General features: G+C 35.5%; 25 protein-coding genes. 13 read left to right on the top strand and 12 right to left on the bottom strand.

The annotated features are described in order from the left end of the window. Position 1: 1 nt before the first annotated feature. The 4 genes from A6B43_RS06120 to A6B43_RS06105 form a co-directional block, all read right to left on the bottom strand. A complete protein-coding gene (locus A6B43_RS06120; protein ID WP_124211152.1) occupies positions 2–826 on the bottom strand; it encodes a Dam family site-specific DNA-(adenine-N6)-methyltransferase in 825 nt (274 codons plus the stop codon). Then, positions 823–1,920, bottom strand: a complete 1,098-nt coding sequence (gene aroB / locus A6B43_RS06115; protein WP_124211153.1) for a 3-dehydroquinate synthase — start codon at positions 1,918–1,920, stop codon at positions 823–825. The genes A6B43_RS06120 and aroB overlap by 4 nt, the downstream gene beginning before the upstream one ends. A gap of 14 nt (positions 1,921–1,934) precedes the next feature. Next, positions 1,935–2,456 (bottom strand): shikimate kinase AroK, encoded by a 522-nt coding sequence (gene aroK, locus A6B43_RS06110; protein ID WP_124211154.1) that lies wholly within the window; start codon positions 2,454–2,456, stop codon positions 1,935–1,937. Positions 2,457–2,685: 229 nt separating this feature from the next. After that, the gene (locus tag A6B43_RS06105) at positions 2,686–5,301 is read right to left on the bottom strand and encodes a penicillin-binding protein 1A (RefSeq protein WP_124211155.1); all 2,616 of its coding nucleotides are present in this window, start codon (positions 5,299–5,301) and stop codon (positions 2,686–2,688) included. Between the two features lie 123 nt (positions 5,302–5,424). Here A6B43_RS06105 and A6B43_RS06100 point away from each other — a divergent pair, with 123 nt between their 5' ends. The 8 genes from A6B43_RS06100 (at position 5,425) to A6B43_RS06065 (ending at position 10,728) form a co-directional block, all read left to right on the top strand. Next, positions 5,425–6,087 carry a hypothetical protein gene (locus tag A6B43_RS06100; protein WP_124211156.1) on the top strand — a complete coding sequence of 221 codons (663 nt, stop codon included), beginning with the start codon at positions 5,425–5,427 and terminating at the stop codon, positions 6,085–6,087. Next, positions 6,078–6,602, top strand: coding sequence for a hypothetical protein (locus tag A6B43_RS06095; RefSeq protein ID WP_124211157.1), 525 nt, complete (start codon positions 6,078–6,080; stop codon positions 6,600–6,602). The genes A6B43_RS06100 and A6B43_RS06095 overlap by 10 nt, the downstream gene beginning before the upstream one ends. Continuing rightward, positions 6,602–7,120: a hypothetical protein gene (locus A6B43_RS06090; RefSeq protein WP_124211158.1), complete on the top strand. Its 519-nt coding sequence runs from the start codon at positions 6,602–6,604 to the stop codon at positions 7,118–7,120. The genes A6B43_RS06095 and A6B43_RS06090 overlap by 1 nt, the downstream gene beginning before the upstream one ends. A gap of 9 nt (positions 7,121–7,129) precedes the next feature. Continuing rightward, positions 7,130–7,513 carry a pilus assembly protein PilP gene (locus tag A6B43_RS06085; RefSeq protein ID WP_124211159.1) on the top strand — a complete coding sequence of 128 codons (384 nt, stop codon included), beginning with the start codon at positions 7,130–7,132 and terminating at the stop codon, positions 7,511–7,513. An 8-nt stretch (positions 7,514–7,521) separates the two neighbouring features. Beyond that, the gene (gene pilQ, locus A6B43_RS06080) at positions 7,522–8,835 is read left to right on the top strand and encodes a type IV pilus secretin PilQ (RefSeq protein WP_124211160.1); all 1,314 of its coding nucleotides are present in this window, start codon (positions 7,522–7,524) and stop codon (positions 8,833–8,835) included. Between the two features lie 92 nt (positions 8,836–8,927). Further along, positions 8,928–9,371 carry a transcription antitermination factor NusB gene (gene nusB / locus A6B43_RS06075; protein ID WP_124211161.1) on the top strand — a complete coding sequence of 148 codons (444 nt, stop codon included), beginning with the start codon at positions 8,928–8,930 and terminating at the stop codon, positions 9,369–9,371. Between the two features lie 252 nt (positions 9,372–9,623). Further along, complete coding sequence (locus A6B43_RS06070) at positions 9,624–10,094, top strand: phosphatidylglycerophosphatase A family protein (RefSeq protein ID WP_124211162.1); 471 nt, start codon at positions 9,624–9,626, stop codon at positions 10,092–10,094. Between the two features lies 1 nt (position 10,095). Beyond that, on the top strand, positions 10,096–10,728 hold the full coding sequence (locus A6B43_RS06065; RefSeq protein ID WP_124211163.1) for a LysE family translocator: 633 nt from the start codon (positions 10,096–10,098) through the stop codon (positions 10,726–10,728). A 38-nt stretch (positions 10,729–10,766) separates the two neighbouring features. Here A6B43_RS06065 and A6B43_RS06060 read toward each other — a convergent pair whose 3' ends face one another. Then, on the bottom strand, positions 10,767–11,561 hold the full coding sequence (locus tag A6B43_RS06060; RefSeq protein WP_124211164.1) for a pyruvate formate lyase-activating protein: 795 nt from the start codon (positions 11,559–11,561) through the stop codon (positions 10,767–10,769). 164 nt (positions 11,562–11,725) lie between these two features. Between A6B43_RS06060 and A6B43_RS06055 the strand changes: the two genes are divergently transcribed. Next, complete coding sequence (locus tag A6B43_RS06055) at positions 11,726–11,950, top strand: YdcH family protein (RefSeq protein ID WP_124211165.1); 225 nt, start codon at positions 11,726–11,728, stop codon at positions 11,948–11,950. A 65-nt stretch (positions 11,951–12,015) separates the two neighbouring features. On the opposite strand, the gene rplI is transcribed toward A6B43_RS06055, so the two are convergent. The 5 genes from rplI to A6B43_RS06030 all read right to left on the bottom strand — a co-directional run bounded on the left by rplI (position 12,016) and on the right by A6B43_RS06030 (position 14,863). Further along, complete coding sequence (gene rplI / locus A6B43_RS06050; protein WP_124211166.1) at positions 12,016–12,465, bottom strand: 50S ribosomal protein L9; 450 nt, start codon at positions 12,463–12,465, stop codon at positions 12,016–12,018. A gap of 18 nt (positions 12,466–12,483) precedes the next feature. Next, entirely contained in the window at positions 12,484–12,711 is a 228-nt protein-coding gene (gene rpsR, locus A6B43_RS06045) for a 30S ribosomal protein S18 (protein WP_005598105.1), read from the bottom strand. 10 nt (positions 12,712–12,721) lie between these two features. After that, positions 12,722–13,048 (bottom strand): primosomal replication protein N, encoded by a 327-nt coding sequence (priB, locus tag A6B43_RS06040; RefSeq protein WP_124211167.1) that lies wholly within the window; start codon positions 13,046–13,048, stop codon positions 12,722–12,724. Next, positions 13,035–13,409 carry a 30S ribosomal protein S6 gene (gene rpsF, locus A6B43_RS06035; protein ID WP_124211168.1) on the bottom strand — a complete coding sequence of 125 codons (375 nt, stop codon included), beginning with the start codon at positions 13,407–13,409 and terminating at the stop codon, positions 13,035–13,037. Before rpsF ends, priB begins: the two co-directional genes overlap by 14 nt. A 194-nt stretch (positions 13,410–13,603) precedes the next feature. Beyond that, positions 13,604–14,863 (bottom strand): NRAMP family divalent metal transporter, encoded by a 1,260-nt coding sequence (locus tag A6B43_RS06030; RefSeq protein WP_124211169.1) that lies wholly within the window; start codon positions 14,861–14,863, stop codon positions 13,604–13,606. Between the two features lie 152 nt (positions 14,864–15,015). Between A6B43_RS06030 and A6B43_RS06025 the strand changes: the two genes are divergently transcribed. The 3 genes from A6B43_RS06025 (at position 15,016) to pfkA (ending at position 17,995) form a co-directional block, all read left to right on the top strand. Continuing rightward, positions 15,016–15,693, top strand: coding sequence for a thermonuclease family protein (locus A6B43_RS06025; protein ID WP_418902983.1), 678 nt, complete (start codon positions 15,016–15,018; stop codon positions 15,691–15,693). Further along, positions 15,690–16,889 (top strand): aminotransferase class V-fold PLP-dependent enzyme, encoded by a 1,200-nt coding sequence (locus A6B43_RS06020; RefSeq protein WP_124211171.1) that lies wholly within the window; start codon positions 15,690–15,692, stop codon positions 16,887–16,889. The genes A6B43_RS06025 and A6B43_RS06020 overlap by 4 nt, the downstream gene beginning before the upstream one ends. 140 nt (positions 16,890–17,029) lie before the next feature. After that, positions 17,030–17,995 (top strand): 6-phosphofructokinase, encoded by a 966-nt coding sequence (gene pfkA / locus A6B43_RS06015; RefSeq protein ID WP_124211172.1) that lies wholly within the window; start codon positions 17,030–17,032, stop codon positions 17,993–17,995. A gap of 117 nt (positions 17,996–18,112) precedes the next feature. On the opposite strand, the gene lolE is transcribed toward pfkA, so the two are convergent. Both lolE and lolD read right to left on the bottom strand, forming a co-directional pair. Beyond that, positions 18,113–19,363, bottom strand: coding sequence for a lipoprotein-releasing ABC transporter permease subunit LolE (gene lolE / locus A6B43_RS06010; protein WP_124211173.1), 1,251 nt, complete (start codon positions 19,361–19,363; stop codon positions 18,113–18,115). Continuing rightward, positions 19,360–20,061, bottom strand: coding sequence for a lipoprotein-releasing ABC transporter ATP-binding protein LolD (gene lolD / locus A6B43_RS06005; protein ID WP_124211174.1), 702 nt, complete (start codon positions 20,059–20,061; stop codon positions 19,360–19,362). Before lolD ends, lolE begins: the two co-directional genes overlap by 4 nt. A gap of 252 nt (positions 20,062–20,313) precedes the next feature. Here lolD and eno point away from each other — a divergent pair, with 252 nt between their 5' ends. Then, entirely contained in the window at positions 20,314–21,615 is a 1,302-nt protein-coding gene (gene eno, locus A6B43_RS06000) for a phosphopyruvate hydratase (RefSeq protein WP_124211175.1), read from the top strand. The last annotated feature ends 5 nt before the right edge of the window (positions 21,616–21,620 follow it).

Raw genomic sequence — 21,620 nt, 5'->3', positions numbered from 1 at the left:
ATTAAGAAAAAAGAGCAAAGAGTTCATCTACTTTGACTCGAGAATCTGCACGTTGCCCAATATTACGCTGAACTTTGAACGTTTTAATTTTTGCACCATTATAAATCTCACGGGTAAAGGGCGTATCGTGATTAGAAATTAATACCGGAATCTGACCGCTTGCCGCTTTCTTTGCTTGTTTTGCAAGAGCTCTTTGTTGCTCTAAGCTAAATCCTCCCCCAGCATATTGAGTAAAATTACTCTCTTGTACAAGTGGCGCATAAGGTGGATCACAATAAACCACATAATCATCGGACGTTGAAAAAAGCATTTTAAATACGTGTTCAAAATCCATGCAAATAAAAGTGGCTCGTTGTGCCTTTTCTGCAAAAAAACGTAGCTCCTTTTCTGGAAAATAATGAGTCCGATATTCACCGAATGGTACATTATATTCCCGTTTTTGATTATAACGACATAATCCATTGAATCCAAAACGGTTTAAATAGAGAAAAAGCACCGAGCGTTGAAAAAGATCCTGACTATGATTGAACTTCAGGCGTTGTTCATAGTAGAAGAAATCGGTATTTGCCTGTGGGTGGAGAAAAATTTTACGAACGGCCTCAATATAAGATTCAACATCGTGTTTTACTACGTTAAATAAATTGATCAGATCAGGATTGATATCCGCCAAAATATATCGCTCAAAATCTGTATTTAGAAAAACTGATCCGGCCCCAACAAAAGGCTCAACTAAACACGTCTTTTTAGGCAGGTAACGAGAAATATCATCAATTAAGCGGTACTTTCCACCCGCCCATTTCAAAAACGGACGTTGCTTACTTTTCATTGTAATGATCGCTGAGTAAAACGCTCAATCGCATCAAGCACTTGTTGTTCTGTTGCTGATACACTGATGTACGCTTGCCCTAGTGCTTTTAACAAAATAAGACGTAACTGACCGCTTACAATTTTTTTATCTCGCCACATATAAGGTAGATATTCTGAAGGCTCCATTCCATCAGGGGAAATGGTTGGTAAATTTGCTCGAGCGATCAATCTCTCTAATCGAGCCATATCTTGTATTGATATATTTCCAAATATTTTTGAAAGTTCTGCGGCTTCTAGCATTCCAACAGCAACCGCTTCGCCATGTAGCCAACTTCCATAGCCCAAATGAGCCTCAATAGCGTGCCCAAAAGTATGCCCAAAATTCAACAACGCTCGTTCGCCTTGCTCTGTTTCATCATTTACCACTATATTGGCTTTAAGCTCACAACAACGCTGAATACAATAATTTAATGTTTCTGCTTCGCCTTTTATTAATTTATCAATGTGTTGCTCAAGCCATTCAAAGAAAGCAATATCTAAAATTGCACCATATTTAATTACTTCCGCTAAACCTGCGCTAATTTCACGTTTAGGTAATGTTTTTAAAGTATCAGTATCAATGATCACTGAGACAGGTTGATAAAACGCTCCAATCATATTTTTCCCTAAAGGATGATTGACAGCTGTTTTGCCGCCAACGGAAGAATCTACTTGAGCTAATAAAGTAGTTGGAACTTGAATAAAACGAATACCACGCTGATAAGATGCTGCCGCATAACCAACAAGATCGCCAATAACACCACCGCCTAAAGCAATGAGTGTACTGTTACGATTATGATTATTTTCCAATAATGCAGTAAAGATCATATTCAACGAATCTAACGTTTTATACTGCTCTCCATCAGGAATTAATACTGAATCAACTTGGCAACCTAGCATTTTTAACGCCGCTTCAACTATCGCTAAATAGTGCTGAGCAACAGTAGGATTAGATACAATCATTACCTTATCACCCATTTTTAAGGGTAAATAGCTCGCGGGATCTTGTAATAATCCTGAACCAATAGAAATAGGATAACGGCGTTCTTTTAATTCCACATTGACTTGCACCATTTGCAACTCCTTGATTATTGTAAATTATCCATCATATCAATGATTTGAGTTGCTACTACTTTAGCTGTTTGCTCATTAGTTTGAATCGTAATATCTGCAATTTCTTCATATAACGGATTACGAACTTTCGCTAATTCAACTAATACTTGATAAGGATCTTCAGTTTGTAATAATGGACGTTTCTTATCACGCTGAGTACGCTCAAACTGTTTATCAATTGCTGTTTCTAAATAAACAACAATCCCTCGAGCAGATAAAGCATTACGGTTATCTTTTGATACCACAGAACCACCACCTGTCGAAAGCACAAGCCCCTGCGATTGAGTTAATTCATTGATAACACGCTCCTCACGTTTACGGAAACCTGCTTCACCTTCAAGATCAAAAATCCAATCAATATCAGCACCAGCACGTTCCTCAATAACTGCATCGGAATCTAAAAAATCCATATTTAGCATTTGTGCTAATTGGCGACCAATTGTACTTTTGCCAGCCCCCATTGGGCCGATTAAAAAAATATTACGTTTTTCTGCCATTGTTTATTTTTCTATAAATGAAATGTAATAATTTGATTTGTGGTAAAAGTTTGGAAAAAACAGACCGCTTGCGAATACAAGCGGTCTGTTATGCGAGAAAATTTACAAAAAAGTGAGAATAAAAACACACTTATAAAATGAACCACAAATCGCCCTAAAATAAAGATAGGTACTATTATCTCAATAAACTACCTATCTTTTCAACCTAAACTATATAATTTACACGATTTTAGAATAATTCTTTACCTTGTATTTGAATTACACCCGGTGGAGGTAATCCCATACGTTGCTGCAAGGCTTCGTGCGGCTTATTTAATGTCTCGGAATAAGCTCTTTCAACAATAAATTTCTTAGTTGGCTCTGTACCTTTTATGAAATATTCATTAAAACTATTGCCTAAAAAACCGCTTGTTGCATCAATTTTAACTTCAATAATATTAGGTGGACGATGGCTTTTACGCTCTTCTACGCCTTTTAATGCATTTTTCATATAGTTGGTCCAAGCAGGCAGTGCAGTTTGTGCCCCGGCTTCCCCTCTACCAAGATCTCGCTTATTATCATCAAATCCGACATAAACGGTAGTAACAATATTTGCGCCAAATCCTGCATACCACGTTATTTTAGCATTATTCGTTGTGCCTGTTTTCCCACCAATATCTGAGCGTTTTATCTCATTCGCAATTCTAGCACTTGTTCCTCGCCAAACTTGGTTTGGTTCGCCATAAATAGCACTATTTAATGCGCTACGCATTAAGAAAGCTAATTCACCACTAATTACTCTTGGGGCATAACGTACTTCTCGTGTTTGCTCCGTAGAGGTTGCCATTAAACTTGGTGCCTCTGTTTTTTTACTACCAATTTCCAATTCAGGAATAACTTCGTTGTCGTCTTCCTCTTTATCAGCTGTTTCAACCGCCGGCGCAGGTGCTTTTTTCAAAAAATCAGTAGGATCGATCTTCACAAAATCAAAATATTTCGGCTCTGGGTAAATAACGGGAATATCATCACATTTCAAACAAGCCTGAGTAGGATTTGCTTTAAATAATTCATTGCCATTACTGTCTAAAATACGATCAATCAGATAAGGTTCAATCAAATAGCCACCATTATCAAATACGGCATAGCCCCGAGCCATTTCCAATGGTGTAAAAGATGCTGCCCCAAGAGCCAAGGCTTCTGTAGCTTGATATTGAGCTCGGTTAAATCCGAAACGTTGCAAATATTCAGCAACATAATCAATACCAGCCATTTGGACAGCTCGAACCATCATTACATTTTTAGATTTACCTAATCCCACACGCAAACGCAATGGACCTTCATAAATATTAGGTGAGTTCTTTGGTGTCCACGGCTTTTGCCCTCGTTTCGTAATCGTCAATTTTTCATCACTAATAATAGTTGCAAGACTTAGACCTTTATTCAACGCTGCCGTATAAATAAATGGTTTAATTGATGAACCTACTTGAACTAGCGATTGTGTTGCTCGGTTAAAACGACTTTGTTCAAAACTAAAACCACCAACCATTGCTTCAATAGCACCATTATCACTATTTAACGAGACTAAGGCTGAATTTACATCAGGAATTTGCCCTAATTCCCAATTACCTTTTTTATCTTGGCGAACCCATATCTGTTCACCCACATTCAATACATCTTTAACAGAACTAGGTAATTTTCCTTGAGCAGAATCATTAATAAATTTTCTCGCCCATTTCATTCCTGCTAATTTCAGTTCAGCTGTGTTTCCATCAGCAAGTAAAATAGTCGCTTTATCCTTTGACACCCGCATTACAGCAGCTCCAATAAAGGGTTCAGAATTAGGTAATTTGCTCAAATGCTCAATAATTTTTTCTTCGTCCCACGGATCACTACCAGATTTCCAAAGCAGATCTGCACCACGCCACCCATGACGACGATCATACTGAATTAAATTATTACGTAGGGCTTCTTGTGCTTGTTTTTGATCATTAGAAACGACCGTTGCATAGACTTGGAAACCTTTTGTATAAGCAGCCTCTTCACCGTAACGTTTAACCATTTCTTGACGAATCATCTCCGTTACATAGTCGGCCCTAAATTCAATAGAAGTCCCATGAAATTTTGAGATAACTGGCTCTGTTTTAGCTTGCTCGTACTGATCTTTAGTAATTTTACCAACATCTAACATTCGACCAAGCACGACGTTACGTCGCTTTTCTGCCCGTTTTACAGAAAAAATCGGGTTCATTGTCGAAGGTGCTTTTGGTAAACCTGCAATAATAGCAATTTCAGATAAATTTAATTCATCTAATTTCTTACCAAAATATGTTTTTGCAGCTGCAGCAATCCCATAAGAACGATAGCCAAGGTAAATTTTATTAAGATAAAGCTCTAAAATTTCATCTTTATTCAACTTCTTCTCAATTTCTAAAGCCAAAATAGCCTCTTTTAATTTACGTTCTAATTTTCGCTCTGGAGATAAGAAAAAGTTTCGCGCTAATTGTTGAGTAATCGTACTAGCACCTTGCGTTGAGCCTTGTGCAGAACGCCATGCTGCACGAACGATCCCTTTTAAATCTACCCCATTATGTTCATAGAAACGAGCATCTTCAGTAGCCAGAATTGCATCAATCAATAGTGGCGGGACATCAGCTAATTTCACAGGAATACGGCGTTCTTCACCCACCTCACCGATCAATTTGCCATCAGAGGTAAAAATCTGCATTGGCTTTTGTAAATCTACATCTTTCAATGTAGCAACATCTGGTAAATCTTGCTTTAAATAAAAGTACCCACCACCTAATGCAACAGCAGCCACAATAATAAGGCTGAGTAAAGTACTTAATATAATTTTTACGATCTTCATCGAAAAATTCTCTTTTAGGAAATGACGGAAGATAAATTTATCGCCAATATGGCGGAAATTCACGAATTAATGTTGTGGATTATAAGCTAAAAATTCACAAAAAACCTTTTTTATTGGATCAATATGCATATTTTCAACCGATTTTTATCATCTCATAAAGCTCGTGCTCTCCAAATTGGAATGAGTGAAGATGAGCAATACCGCTGTTTAATTTGGCAAGAAAACCAACAAATTAACGTACATTGGCAAGATAAAAAAGAGCCATTAGATCTATTACAAGCGGTAGGATATCAAACAAAATTTGTCATTATTCGTCCTATTCCTGATAACTATATTTGGAAAAGAACATTACGTTTGCCACTCGAAACAAACCAAGAAGCACGCTACAAACAAATTATTCAAATATTAAAAAATGAGCTACCTATTGAGCTAGAAAATATTTATTTTGATTACATCACTGAAACAGACCTAGTGAATAAATCTCAATTAATTCGGATTTATAGTTTAAGGAAAAATTATGCAAAACAACACGTTACTCTCTACCCAACCATTTTAGATAGTGAATTATTTTGCTACTTAAGAGGAATAAAATATTTAAATCCTGAATATATTTATAAAATAGAAAGCATTGATAATTTAATAGTAAATAACAATACAGAAAACATTCAAATTATAGATAAAAACACACAAGAAAATCTAATAAATTTAGATAATTTTTTATTCCCTGAAAACACAATAAATAAATATCTCTACTTATTAGCATTAGGTTCAACTTTATGGAAATAAAAGGAATAGATCTCTCCTCAATTAGAGAACAGCGATGGCTAAGGAAAAACTATATAAATTTAATTGAATGGATTGCTAGTATAGTTATTTCATCTGCATTATCCATCGGTATAATTATTGAAACCATTCCATTAAGGAATCTATCTTTAGAAAATAAAAAAACACTAAATATTATTAAAGAAAGAATAAGAAAAGAAGAACTAGCTATTTCTCAACTCAAAAATAACCAACAGAATATCAATATAAACTATTTACAGAAAGAAGACTTAAAAAAATTTATTGATTATTTAACAGATTTCCCTGTAAATGGAATAATAGAAACTAGCCAACTTTACGAGGAAAATGGTGTAAAAATAAAAATAAATGGAAAACTTACAAATGATAGTTCTTTTGAAAAAATTACTAAACAAATAAAAAATAATAATTATTCCTATAAACTAGAAAACTTCCAAACAAATGAAGACAACAAAATTGAATTTAGCTTAAATATTAAACTAATAGACGGGACACAATAATGAATAATTTGATTCGATATAGCTATATTAAACCTTATAGTAATATATACCAATTTTTAACACATTTAAATAGATATCTAATTATCTATATTATTATAACTATAATCGTTATTTTATCTTATCCCGTATTAAATTATTTATTTTATAAATCAAAACTAACACAGCAACATCAAGAAAAAGAAAACTTACAGATAAAACTAAGCACATCAATTAAATTAAAAGAAAGTTTAAACAAACACACTAAATTAGAAAACCTACAAGATAAATATATTTCAATTATTAACCAAAAGATAAAAAACATTCTTAACAAACAGCAGGCAAAAATAGAAAACTTACAATGGAGTTTAGATAATGAACATAAGTTATATCTTACATTCAATCAGCAAAGTAACCATATCTTTCATATATTATCAGAATTAAATACATTAGAAAAATTATATCCTAAAGAGATCTTAATCTCTAAATTAGATCAAGATAGGATGGTTCAGATCAATGCAATATTTGTCTTAAAAAATTAAGGAGATAACATGAAAAAGTATTTAATGCTACTATTTCTTAGTTTACATTGTAAAGCTGATCCTTTTTATGAAGAAACTATACAGCAAAATAATAGTAAAAATGCAGAAAATCAAACTAAACTCTCCGCTTGTAAACCTAATAAAGAACTAAACACAATTAATCTTCCTATCGGCTTTAGCCAATTAAAATTAGTTGGGTTGGTTGAAGTTAATAATCAATATAAAGCACTATTTGTCAATAAAGAAAATCAGCTAATCGTACTTCAAAAAGATGACTATCTGAGTTTATCAGAAGTACAAATTGAAAATATTGATTTAAAATCATTTAATTATATTGATTGGCATCATACAGAAATTTGTGAAGCACCCAATATTATTCAGATCAAACTTTAGGAGAGATTATGCGAACGCTTTATTTAGGATTAATTTTTATAAGTTTCTCTGTATTTTCTAATACTATTTCTATAGTACTAAAAGATGCGCCAACCAAAGATATTATCTCTTATCTAGCACAAGAAACAGATAAAGATATTGTATTAACTGAAAATATTGATACTGTTTCTACACTACAAATAAAAAAAAGTAATTTTGATAAAATCATACAAAGTCTTTCCCACATTCATAATTTTCATATTGAAAAAGATAACAATATTTATTATGTTACAAAATCAAAAAATAAAGAGGAAAAAAGTACATCACAAAATACTGCTATTTTAGAATCATCAACTATTATTAGCCCGAAAGTCATTACTAAAACAATACAACTTAATTATGCTAAAGCATCAGAAATTATCGAATCTATTACGAAAGGAAACGGCAATTTACTCTCTGAAAATGGTTATTTACATTTTGATGATAGAAGTAACCGCATTATTATCAAAGATACGCCTAGTTCTATTAAAAATCTTACTCAAATAATTAAACAGCTAGATACACCAATAGAACAAATTGCTATTGAGGCTCGGATCGTTACGATCAGCAGTGAAAATCTCAAAGAATTAGGGGTTCGGTGGGGAATGTTTAGCCGTAATAAAAATTCTTATCGTTTTAGTGGCAATTTAGAAGGCAATGATTTAATAACTAATAACCTAAATATTAATTTTCCTGTAGTAAATAATGCAGCATCAATGGTCTTACAAGTTGCAAGTATTAACAGCCGAGTACTGGATTTAGAATTAAGCGCCTTAGAACAAGAAAATAGCGTTGAAATTATTGCTAGTCCTCGCTTACTCACCACCAATAAAAAAAGTGCAAGTATTAAGCAAGGAACAGAAATTCCTTATGCCATTTATGATAAAAAATCTCAAACTTCCGAGCTTGAATTCAAAGATGCAGTACTTGGGTTAGAAGTTACCCCCCATATTTCAGAAAACAACCAAATTTTACTAGATCTTATTGTGACACAAAATTCTCCTGCTAACTCAAAAGGCGCCAGTGATTTAGCAACCATAGATAAACAAGAATTAAAAACCCAAGTATTTGCAAAACACGGAGAAACAATCGTACTTGGCGGCATTTTTCAACATCTTACTGCCAAAGGTGAAGATAAAGTACCTGTACTAGGTAGCATCCCTATGCTTAAATACTTATTCAGCCAACGGCGGGACAAAATTTCAAAACGAGAGCTGATTATTTTCGTTACGCCCTATATTATTCGCTCAGAATCAAATTTAGCAAAACCAATTAAACCAACGCAGAAATCTCAGCATAAATAAGCGAAATATGGTAAAATTCAATAGTATTTTTTGCTCGCAGTTTTAAAATTAGTCTATGTGAGCGTTAAACTTTTCCAATATTTTGAGGTATTATGAAACTTTCTCCCCGTCGCAGAGCCCGTGAATGTGCAGTACAGGCAATCTATTCTTGGCAAATTTCGCAAAACCCTGTTGAGCAAATTGAACTAGCTTTTGTTACCGAGCTCGCTTTTGTTACCGATGAAAATACAGTCATAGAAAATGACAAAGTTGATATGCCCTATTTCCGCAAACTATTTCGGGGGACAGTAGAAAACATTGACATGGTTGATACCCTATTACGCCCTTATTTAGATCGTCCAGAAAATGATGTAGATCCTATTGAGCGTGCATTATTACGTCTTGCCGCTTATGAATTAAAATATGAAACAGATGTCCCTTATAAAGTAGTCATCAATGAAGCTATTGAAGTTGCCAAAGTACTAGGTTCAGATGATAGCCATAAATATATTAATGGTATTTTAGACAAGCTTGCACCAGCTCTAGGTCGTAAATAATATTCTTGTTAATGAATGAATTTGGGTGTAATTAAGTACCATTCTAACAATAAATCACTTCGCACTGATATTTTACGATCTATTAGCGTGATTGTACGGTTACCACGATTAATTCACTAACCCATAAGCTCATTATTACGGCTAATACCTTATTTTGCAAAATGACTCCTTATTTCCTGTAATATAAAACAAATAAATCTATCCCATTTTCCTATAAATGGGATTTAATCATCTTAATATTTAAAAATTTTTATGAAAATTAACATAAAAAATCCAATCCACTTTCTAGCGGTAGGCTTTGGTTCAGGCTTAATCACCCCAGCCCCAGGCACTTGGGGATCATTAATAGGACTGATTAGTGCAATAATTTTATGGCAACTAACCGCTTCCAGCACATTTTTTGTGGTATTGACTGTTTTATCATTCATATTTGGTTGCCATATTTGTGAGAAAACAAGTAAAGATCTTGGCGTACACGATGATGGACGAATTGTATGGGACGAAATTGTAGCTCTATTTTTTATTTTTTGTCTTTTACCTGAATATAACTGGCTTTACTACCTACTCACATTCGGTTTATTCCGCTTATTTGATATTTGGAAACCTTATCCTATTAAAACAATCGATCTTCAGTTACAAAATGGATTTGGCATTATGTTTGATGATATTTTAGCGGCTATTTATACGCTTATTTCTCTTTATATTATCCATTGGTGGATTTAATATGTGGACAATTTTTATTGTCCAACTCGTTGGATTAATTAGCCCAGGCCCTGACTTTTTCTACGTTTCTCGCAAAGCAATGGGAGATTCACGGCGTAATGCTATTTTAGCGTCTATTGGTATTTCACTAGGTATCGGTTTTTGGTCATTGCTTGTCCTTTTTGGATTATCATTTTTAAATAAAGCCGTACCTTCTTTCCAAAATTTTTTAATGGTAATCGGCGGTGTATATTTAACTTATAGTGGCATAAAAATGGTAAAAATAACTCAAAATGCTAAATTAGAAGAAATAACAACACCTCGAGAAAATAGCTCGACTTTTAAAGAAATTATAAATGGATTCATAATCAACTTATCTAATCCCAAAGTCGTTGTATTTTTCAGCAGTGTATTAGCTGGATATTTGCAAAATTTATCTCAGCTAATTGATAGCCTTTTCGTATTATCAATACTAATGGGCAGTTCCTTATGCTATTTTATTAGCCTATCAATTCTTTTATCGCATAAAAAGGTAAGAATGTTTTACGCTAAATATAATCATTATTTAGATAATTTCGCAGGAGTCATTTTTATCCTATTTGGTACTCGCCTTATTTATGAAGGAATAGCAGGCTTAATTAATTTTCCTTATTAGCAATAAATAAGAAAAGAATGAGCAAATTTCCCACTATTTTAACTTACTGGCTGTTCTTTTAATAACACGGGATCATTAGGTGGAAAAACTTCCAAAGAATCTTCTTCACTATTTTCTTCTTTATCATCTTTCCCAATGGCTTTTTTCTCATCTTTATTGCCTGTTTCCCGATTCATTTCAGGCTTTATATCATTGTTCTGATTGCTATCACTTACTGTGCTTTTATCAAAATTATTTTTAGTTTCATCTGATATTTTTTCAATTGACTGTTCTATTTGATCCGTTTTTAATAAAATATTATCTGCATTTCGATCCGAATCAGGAACAGCAATACTTGGCTTCAACATTTCTATTTTTTGTTGCTTCGCTAATAAAGCTTTTCCAATTTCGACTCTTGGGTCTAACCACACGGCAACAACAGCATTATTGAAATCTCTATTAAACTCTTCATCAATCACTGTATCATTTAAAATAAAATAGCCTTTATCTTCCAATGCAATATAGCTTAATAAATCACCTTTTTTAATATTCGGCATAATTTTGCGTAATCTATCTACCACTTCATCTTGATTTGGTAAAGTAATACCTAGTTTTGACCAAGAACGAGCTAAAGAAATTGCAAAATCACGCCCATCAACAGGCTTCATATATTTTAATGTAAGCATCACAGGGCGGGTTTCTTTTTGATATTCACCCGTTTCAGAAAATAGTGATAAATTATAAATAGTGAAAGGGCCCCAAACATAGTCAATATCATTAATCTTCTTCCAATTAGCTGATACCGCCAGAGGAAATAAAACGATCGATATAAAAAATAGATTGAAATAACGCATTTTCATCTCATCTTCTGAAAAATAGTAAATTTATTATAACGCTAAATGCTCGTTACTGAAGGTAATTATACTCTTGCTTAGTAAAATCTGAAATTCAATTGACGATAAAAATCAAAAAGTGATACTATCATCAAGTAAATTATTTTTATTATAAGGAGTTTTATATGTTCCCAGAATTTCGTGAGTTAATCACTAAACTAAAAACCGAAGATGCACATTTTTCTCGTTTATTCGATAAGCACAATGAATTAGACCAACGAATTAAAAATATGGAAGCTCGTATTGAACTTGCAACTGATAATGAAATTGAAGTATTGAAAAAAGAAAAATTACACTTAAAAGATGAGCTTTATAGCATTTTAACGAAAAAATCAGCTGAAGCTAAATAAAACCAAATATTTAGATAAATAAAAAAACCCGATAATTATCGGGTTTTTTATTACATCAGAGCTGATTATTCTGCTTCAACAATAACAGCTACAAGAGCAGTTACTTCTGGGTGAAGAAGTAATTTAACTTCATATTCACCTAATGCGCGAAGTGAACTTTCAGGAAGACGAACTTCACTTTTAGCTACTGGATGACCTGCTGCAGTAATTGCTTCTGCAACATCACGCATACCAACAGAACCGAATAAACGACCATCATCGCCCGCTTTCGCTTTAATAATGATTGTACCTGCTGATTGAATACGTTCTGCACGATCCATTGCTGCAACTAACGCCTTAGCTGCTTTCTCTTCTAATTCTGCACGGCGTGCTTCAAAGTGAGCAATGTTCGCTGGCGTTGCCATTACTGCTTTACCTTGTGGGATTAAGAAGTTACGAGCAAAACCTGCTTTAACACTTACTTGGTCACCCACATTACCTAAGTGAACAACTTTATCTAATAAAATAACTTGCATTGTACTCTTCCTCTCTTATTACTGATGATTGTCAGTGTATGGAAGTAACGCAAGGTAGCGAGCGCGTTTGATCGCACGAGCTAATTGACGTTGATACTTCGCACGAGTACCAGTGATACGGCTTGGAACAATCTTGCCGCTTTCAGAAATGTAGTTCTTTAATGTAGCGATATCTTTGTAATCGATTTCAACAACATTTTCCGCTGTAAAACGGCAGAACTTACGACGACGGAAATAACGTGCCATTTTGGCTCTCCTAATCTATAAATTCAATCTGTTCGGCGTGTAGTACTATTTGGTCTAAGCCACTATAGTTTCTATGAGTGTGAAGAAACCCTTTCACTCTTATCTTTACACCGACCATAATTTGTTGGGCTATTAAACTAAATTGATTGCCTGCTAAACTCACTTGGAGCTTACACCATACTTGACGTTGAAATCCTGCTTCTATTCTAGTTGAACGATGTTCTAAATAAAAACGATAATGTACAATGCCAGCTGGGCTTTGGCTTTGCTTAACAACACTAACAACATTGCCAGTGAATGTTAAACTATTATCAATAGGCGAATTATTCGCCTGCATCCTCTGTTACTTCAACAACAGCTTCTGAAGCTTTACGCTCATCTTTCGCTTTTGCCATTGGTGACGCTTCAGTTACCGCATTTTTCGTATGTACAACTAAGTTACGAAGAATTGCATCGTTATAACGGAAGTTAGTTTCTAGCTCGTCGATTACGCTTTGAGGCGCTTCTACATTCATTAACACATAGTGTGCTTTATGAAGCTTGTTGATTGGGTAAGCTAATTGACGACGACCCCAATCTTCTAAACGATGAACTTGACCGCCTGCTTCTTTAACTGAAGCGGTATAACGTTCAATCATACCAGGTACTTGTTCGCTTTGGTCTGGATGAACCATAAAAACGATTTCGTAGTGACGCATTACTGATCCTTACGGGTTAACAGCCTCCAAGATTGCCAGTTACCAGCGTTGGAAGCAAGGATTAAAAAATAAATGTAACTGAACTCGCAAATTATACGGACAAAACATTTGTTTGCAAGCACAAAATAGCAACAAGCGGTTATTTTCCTAAAAATTTTGCCAAACTTGCTGCTATACCCTAAAAATAACGGGATTTAACCTAGCCAGCCCAATTGATAGACAATAAATAGCAATGCAAAACCCGCTAAATAAATTAAGCCTACAATAGATAGCCACAATAACCCACCTGTTACACGATATTCACCTTTCAATACAAGAGATAAATTCAACCAAGCAAACACTGGGGTAGAAACAAACGAACAGATCATCGCAAACTGTAACATTACCGCTACATCACTCATAAACATTGTAATGATAATAATCCCTACTGCAGCGGAAATCGTCATCCAAATATTAAGGCTTGTTTGAGCTCTTACTGCGTTCTTAGACAATAAACGAAACGCTTCTGCATTTGCACGAGAATAACCGTCAATTACCGTAATTGTTGTGCCAAACATACACATAAACGCAATGAAAGCAATTAATAATCTTGACCAATCGCCAATCGCATAAGCGTACATTTTAATGAGCTGGGCAATATATTTTACACCCGCTTGCTCAACTTGCTCCCCTGTTCCATATTGAACAAAAGCCCCTAACGCTAAAAAGATAATCGCTAAAATAGCAGTACCGATATAACCTACATTAAAATCAAACAATCCATCTTGATAAGAAATTTTTGCGAACCGTTTTTTAGCAACAACCCACATTGAATTAATTGCCGAAATCTCAATAGGTGCAGGCATCCACCCCATTAATGCCACAATGAAAGCAAGAGACGCCAAATTCCAAGGTGATGCTTCAACAAAATCAGGAGCAACCACCTTCGTTTTAAATGCAGCGATCACCACTGCAGTTACTGTTGATATGGTAAGTGCAATCATAATCCACTTCGAAACTTTATCTAACAAGCGATACTGACCAAACAATAAAAACGCCCAAGTTGAAATAATCACAATAATACTTAATTGAGGAATACTTAATCCTAATGATGAAGGCAACAAAAAGCTCAAAATTGCGGCTGTAACAATACCTACTCCTGCAGTATTCACCATTGTGGCAAATACATTTAATACAAAAAACACCCAAAGATAGATCTTTCCTTTCTCTTTATAACCTTCAATTAACGTCTTATTATTTGCTAATGTATATTGCACACCGAACCGAAAAAATGGATATTTAAAAAAATTAGCTAACAAAATAATAATCGCTAATTGCCAGCCATAAATAGCCCCTGCCTGCGTCGATGCAATAATGTGCGAACCGCCCACCGCAGCTGAAGCCATTAAAATACCTGGCCCCATTGCAGCAAACTTTGTTTGCCAAGTAGATACTGAATCAGATTGTTGTGTCATAATAACGTCCAAAATTATTTTTATTAAAATAGGCTTTGATTTTAAGCATAAAATTTAACTTAATACAACAATATTTTTACACTAATTTGAAATAAAATACTAATTTATTTTATTTTTTAGAAAAAAACTCTGAAATGAAACACAAAAACCCCATAAAAATTACATTTTTCAGTATATTATACTTATTCACTTCATTTTCTACGGCAAATACTCGGCAAATTCAATGCAAAGTAGTAGGAATTACTGATGGCGATACCCTAACCTGTTTAAAACAAAGCACCCAATATAAAGTAAGACTGCTCTATATTGATGCTCCAGAATCCGCCCAACCCTTCGGGAACAAAGCAAAACAAGCATTAGCTCAACTTGCATTTAAGAAAACCGTAACCTTGCAAATTACGGGGAATGATTTGTATCATCGCTATCTTGGTGTCCTATTTGATGAACACAATCAAAATATCAATTTAAAAATGGTTCAACTTGGAATGGCGTGGGCATACAAAAAAACTCAGCCCATTTACCAACAAGCCCAGCAAGCAGCGAAACTCGCTAAAATAGGGTTATGGCAAGATCAACACCCAATCGAGCCAGCCGAATGGCGAGCAAACAAGCGGTTACATTCCAATAATTCTTTGCAAAAAAATGCCCCAATGCGACCGCTTGCAACAGATCTGAATTGCGCTATCAAACTAAGCTGTAAACAGATGGAAAAATTAAAACTCCCCTACTCCCAAGTAGAACGCTACTTCCACCAATGTGGCTGGCAAGAACTTGATGGCAATCGAGATGGCATTCCTTGTAATCGAATTTATCGTAAGGCAAAAAAATGATCACAAACCAATTCCGAGCTAATTTCCCTTTTTTTACTCAATCTGAATGGACTTATTTAGACTCAGCAGCAACGACACTTAAACCACAAATTTTAATTGATGAAACGGCTGATTTTTACCGCTCTGCAGGATCTGTTCACCGTAGCCAATACGATCATAGCCAAAGTGAACACTACGAACAGGCGAGAAATCTTATTGCACAACGTTTTAACCTAGAAAACCGTCAAGCCGTTATTTGGACAAGTGGCACAACTCATTCAATCAATATTATTGCTAATGGATTAGCTTACCAGCTCCAAGCAGGTGATGAAATTATCATTTCAGTTGCTGAACACCACGCCAATTTTATTCCTTGGCAACAACTTGCCCAACGAACAGGGGCAAAATTAATTGTACTGCCTGTAAATAACAAGTATCAAATCGATACGAATACACTACATCACGCATTATCATCTCGCACTAAACTTGTAGCGTTTAATTTAGTTTCTAACGTTACTGGCGTTCGACAGCCGATGGAACAACTTGTCCCAATTATCCGCCAATACAGCAACGCTAAAATTTTATTAGATATAGCTCAAGCGGTCTGCACGGAAAAAGTAGATACTCAAACGTTAGATGCTGATTTCTACGCATTTTCTGCCCATAAAATGTATGGTCCAACAGGTGTGGGAGTATTAATGGGAAAATTGCAAAGTTTATCGCAAATCCAACCGCTTACCTTTGGTGGAAAAATGCTAAAAGACATTAACGCTGAACAGTTAACTTTAGCAGAGCTACCCTATCGCCTTGAAGCGGGAACACCAAACATTGCAGGCATTATCGGCTTTGGGCGTGTATTAGAATGGCTCAATCAATGGGATTTCTCAGCCTTAAACCAATCGCTATATACACTGGCAGAAGCCACCCGCAAGCGGTTAGTTAATTACCCTAATTTGAAAATAATTGGCTCAACACATAATAGCCCAACAATAAGTTTCATCTTTAATCAACTTCACCACGCCGATATTTCAGCAATATTAACTGAACAAAAAATTGCTTTACGAGTTGGAGAACATTGCGCTAAACCTTACCTCCGCTATTTACAGCAAAGTGGCACAATTCGCCTTTCCCTTGCTCATTATAATAACGAGCAAGACATTGATCGCTTTTTCAATAGATTAGATATAGCTCTTAGTTTTTTTGAAGATGAAATATAAACAATAGGAAAATATTTTAAGATGCTTTTTCCCTTATTGAAAAAAGAGTAAACTACTGAGCATTTCTCTATAAAAAACAGAACACAGCTTGCTCATCTTTACACATTCAATTTATTTAAACATTATAGATAGGTATTTTTATGATCAAAAAAATTGCGGTTTTAACCAGCGGGGGAGATGCTCCCGGTATGAATGCAGCGATTCGTGGCGTAGTACGAGCTGCGCTAAGTGAAGGCTTAGAAGTTTACGGTATTCAAGACGGCTATTGTGGCTTATATCACGATCACATTATCAAATTAGAACGCCGTTCAGTTTCTGAAGTAATCAACCGTGGTGGTACATTTTTAGGTTCTGCTCGTTTTCCTCAATTTAGAGATCCTGAAGTTCGCCGTAAAAGTGTTGAAACCTTAAAAAAATATGATATTGACGCTTTAGTTGTTATCGGCGGAGATGGATCTTATATGGGAGCAAAGCTCTTAACTGAAGAATTCGGCATTGCTTGTATTGGTATCCCTGGCACCATCGACAACGACATTCCTGGCACAGACTACACAATCGGTTTTCAAACTGCCCTTGAAACTGCTCTTGAAGCAATCGATCGCTTGCGTGATACATCAACCTCGCATAAACGAATCTCAATTGTTGAAATTATGGGACGGCACTGTGGCGATCTGACAATCAATGCTGCAATTGCAGGAGGTTGTGAATATATCATTGTGCCAGAAAAAGGATTAGATAAAGCTTCACTTATGCAAAATATTGAAGAAGGATTCAAAAAGGGCAAACGCCACGCTATTATTGCAATCACCGAAATGATGACTAATGTACATGAATTAGCCAAAGAAATTGAGGCATGTTTTGGACTTGAAACACGAGCAACAGTACTTGGGCATATTCAACGTGGTGGTGCACCGTGTGCATTTGACCGAATTTTAGCTTCTCGTATGGGGGTTTACGCCGTTGAGCTACTTATACAAGGACTTGGTGGACGCTGTATCGGAATTAAAAATGAAAAATTAGTTAATCACGATATTATTGATGCTATTAACAATATGCGTCGTCCATTCCCACACGAGCTCTTTGAAACTTCAAGAAAATTATTCTAACGTACAAAAAGCTAGCTAAAATATCCACAATAAAAAAACGCAGAATTTCTGCGTTTTTTATTATACACTGGCTTGATTTACTATAATCAGTAAATTTTACATCTATTTTATCGATTGTTAATGCCCGCTTAACACTTTTGCTGGCTCTAATTTTGTGGCACGAATAGCAGGGTATAAACTCGCTATCAGACTTAACACAATAGTAGCTAACAACACCCATACAATATCTAGCCAATGAATTTCACTTGGTAGGAAATCAATAAAATAAACTCCGTCAGATAATAACTTAACGCCAAATATCCCTTCAATACCTTTGATTATTGATGTTAAATTTAACGATAACAATGTGCCTAATATAATGCCAAATAATGCTCCTTTTAACCCTGAAATTAGCCCATACCAGAGAAAAATTTGGCGAATAAATCGATTATTTGCCCCAAGTGTTCGCTGAATGGCAATATCTCCTTGTTTGTCTTTTACTGCCATTACAAGCGTTGAAATAATGTTAAAACAAGCGACACCAATTACTAGCACCATTGCAATATACATTACAGTTCGGATTAGCTGAATATCATTATACATATAACCAAATTTATCGATCCACGTTTGTAAATAGAGAGGCTGTGGATATTGTACCAATTCGTCAAATTTTAGTTCTCGTACTTTAAATGGCTTAGTAACTGCCATTTCTAGCCCTGAAAACTGATCGTTTTCTAGTTCTAATAGCCCTTGAGCTTTAGCAAGTGGCATTAACGCATAACTGTGATCAAGCTGACCGTCTAGGCGTAAAATTCCAACAATTTCAATACTTGCTCTCAATGGTTGAGCAAATTTTCCATCGTCTGTGGCTTGAGGTAGTAAAATCGTTACTTCATCGCCTACGCTAACATCAAGTTCTTTAGCAATACCTGCACCAAGCACTAACCCGCCTTGTTGCTTAAAATTATGCCATTGTTCAACAGGCACAAACTGCCCTAACGCACTCACTTTTTCCTGTTGTTTTGGATCAATCCCTTTTACTTGAACAATCTTCAATTTTGTTCCATTTTCAATCAATCCTGTAAAACTCACAAAAGGAGATACAGCAGTAACATTCGGGTTATTTTTTACTAACGATTCAAGCTGTCGCCCTTGTTGAAGAATACCACTCCCGCTCTCATCATAAGCATATAATTCCGCTTGTGGGACAACAGAAAGTACTCGTTGATTAAGTTCTCGTTCAAACCCATTCATTGCACTTAGCCCGATAATTAGCACCGCAACCCCAAGTGCAATACCAATACTTGAAAACAACGAAATCAATGACACAAGCCGATTTTTCTGTTTACCTTTTTGATAACGCCAACTGATAAAAAATGGGGTATTCATCGGCTTTCCCCTAATACACCATCTTTCATTATCAAACGGCGATCCAGTTTATCGGCTAAACTTAAATCGTGAGTAACTAATAAAAATGCAATACCTTGTTCTTGATTTAACTGTTTAATTAAATCAAAGATGCTTTCTGTTGTTTTATGATCTAAATTCCCCGTTGGTTCATCAGCCAGCACTAATGCAGGGTTATTTACCAATGCTCGTGCTATAGCCACTCGCTGACGCTCGCCACCGGATAATGCTGAAGGTCGGTGAGCAATACGGTGTGATAATCCAACCGCTTGTAACATTTTTTCAGCTCGATCTCGTGCCTCGCTTTTATTCTGTTGCCCAATTAACATTGGCATCATCACATTTTCTAGGGCAGAAAAATCTGCCATTAAATGATGAAATTGATACACAAATCCTAAATGTTGATTGCGTAATTTAGCTAACGCATTACTACTCAATGCCTGCAAAGATTGCCCTTTAATGAATACATTTCCTTCGCTTGGCTGATCTAATCCGCCAAGAGTATGTAGTAATGTACTTTTTCCCGAGCCTGAACTCCCTACAATGGCAACAAGCTCACGTTCATTCATCGAAAAAGTTACATCTTTCAGCACTTGTGTAACACTCTCGCCCTCTTGATAAAATTTACTGAGATGATTACAGCATAACAATGTTGCTTCTGGTGAGTCTATAACGCTCATAATGTCCCTAAAATAGTTTGAAATAAAATGCAAAATTTGGCTTAATTTGACCGCTTGCTAAAGTACTACTTAGCCTTATACAAAGTAATTCTGCCTTGCTAGATATAGATTAACGCTATTTTCCGTTAAATAGGTAACGAGATCAAATTCCTCTATTATTTTGTGAAGTATGGCACTTTTTTACAAGACAAAATAGCAAAATCCGATTACTATACGCACGTTTTTACATTAATCTCATTGAGGATATTAACAATGGCGAAAATCGTTAAAGTAATTGGTCGTGAAATCATCGACTCTCGTGGTAATCCTACCGTTGAAGCAGAAGTTCACCTTGAAGGTGGTTTTGTTGGGCTTGCTGCCGCTCCATCAGGTGCATCAACTGGATCCCGTGAAGCGCTAGAATTACGTGATGGTGACAAGGCACGTTTCTTAGGTAAAGGTGTATTGAAAGCCGTGTCCGCAGTAAACAATGAAATTGCACAAGCACTCATTGGTAAAGATGCTTCTAATCAAGCCGAAATCGACCAAATTATGATCGACTTAGACGGAACAGAAAATAAATCAAAATTTGGCGCTAACGCAATCTTAGCGGTTTCTTTAGCAAATGCAAAAGCAGCGGCAGCTTCAAAAGGCTTACCACTTTATGCGCATATTGCAGAATTAAACGGCACACCAGGTGTTTATTCTATGCCATTACCAATGATGAATATCATTAACGGTGGTGAACACGCAGACAACAACGTTGATATTCAAGAATTTATGATTCAACCAGTAGGCGCTAAAACTTTAAAAGAAGCATTACGCATTGGTGCGGAAGTATTCCATAATCTTGCTAAAGTATTAAAAGCAAAAGGATTGAATACAGCGGTAGGTGATGAAGGTGGCTTTGCACCAAACTTAGCCTCAAACGCAGATGCACTTGCGTGTATCAAAGAAGCTGTTGAAAAAGCAGGCTATGTATTAGGTAAAGATGTTACCCTTGCGATGGACTGTGCTTCTTCTGAATTCTACAACAAAGAAACAGGTAACTACGAACTTAAAGGCGAAGGTAAAACCTTCACTTCACAAGAATTCACTCACTACTTAGAAGAATTAACAAAAGAATACCCGATTGTTTCAATCGAGGATGGCCAAGATGAATCAGATTGGGACGGTTTTGCTTATCAAACTAAAGTGCTAGGCGATAAAATTCAATTAGTGGGTGATGATTTATTCGTAACTAATACAAAAATTTTAAAACGTGGTATCGACAACGGTATTGCAAACTCTATTTTAATTAAATTTAACCAAATCGGTACTTTAACAGAAACCCTAGCAGCAATTAAAATGGCAAAAGATGCTGGCTATACTGCCGTTATTTCTCACCGCTCAGGTGAAACTGAAGATGCAACTATTGCTGATTTAGCTGTAGGTACCGCTGCTGGCCAAATCAAAACAGGATCGATGAGCCGTTCAGACCGTGTTGCTAAATACAATCAACTTATCCGTATTGAAGAAGCACTGGGTGAAAAAGCTCCTTTTAATGGCTTAAAAGAAGTGAAAGGCCAAGCATAAGCTTT

Source organism: Vespertiliibacter pulmonis, assembly GCF_013377275.1.
Lineage (GTDB): Bacteria > Pseudomonadota > Gammaproteobacteria > Enterobacterales > Pasteurellaceae > Vespertiliibacter > Vespertiliibacter pulmonis.
Note: the sequence above shows the minus strand (reverse complement) of the source record. Positions and strands in the feature narration are given on the sequence as shown.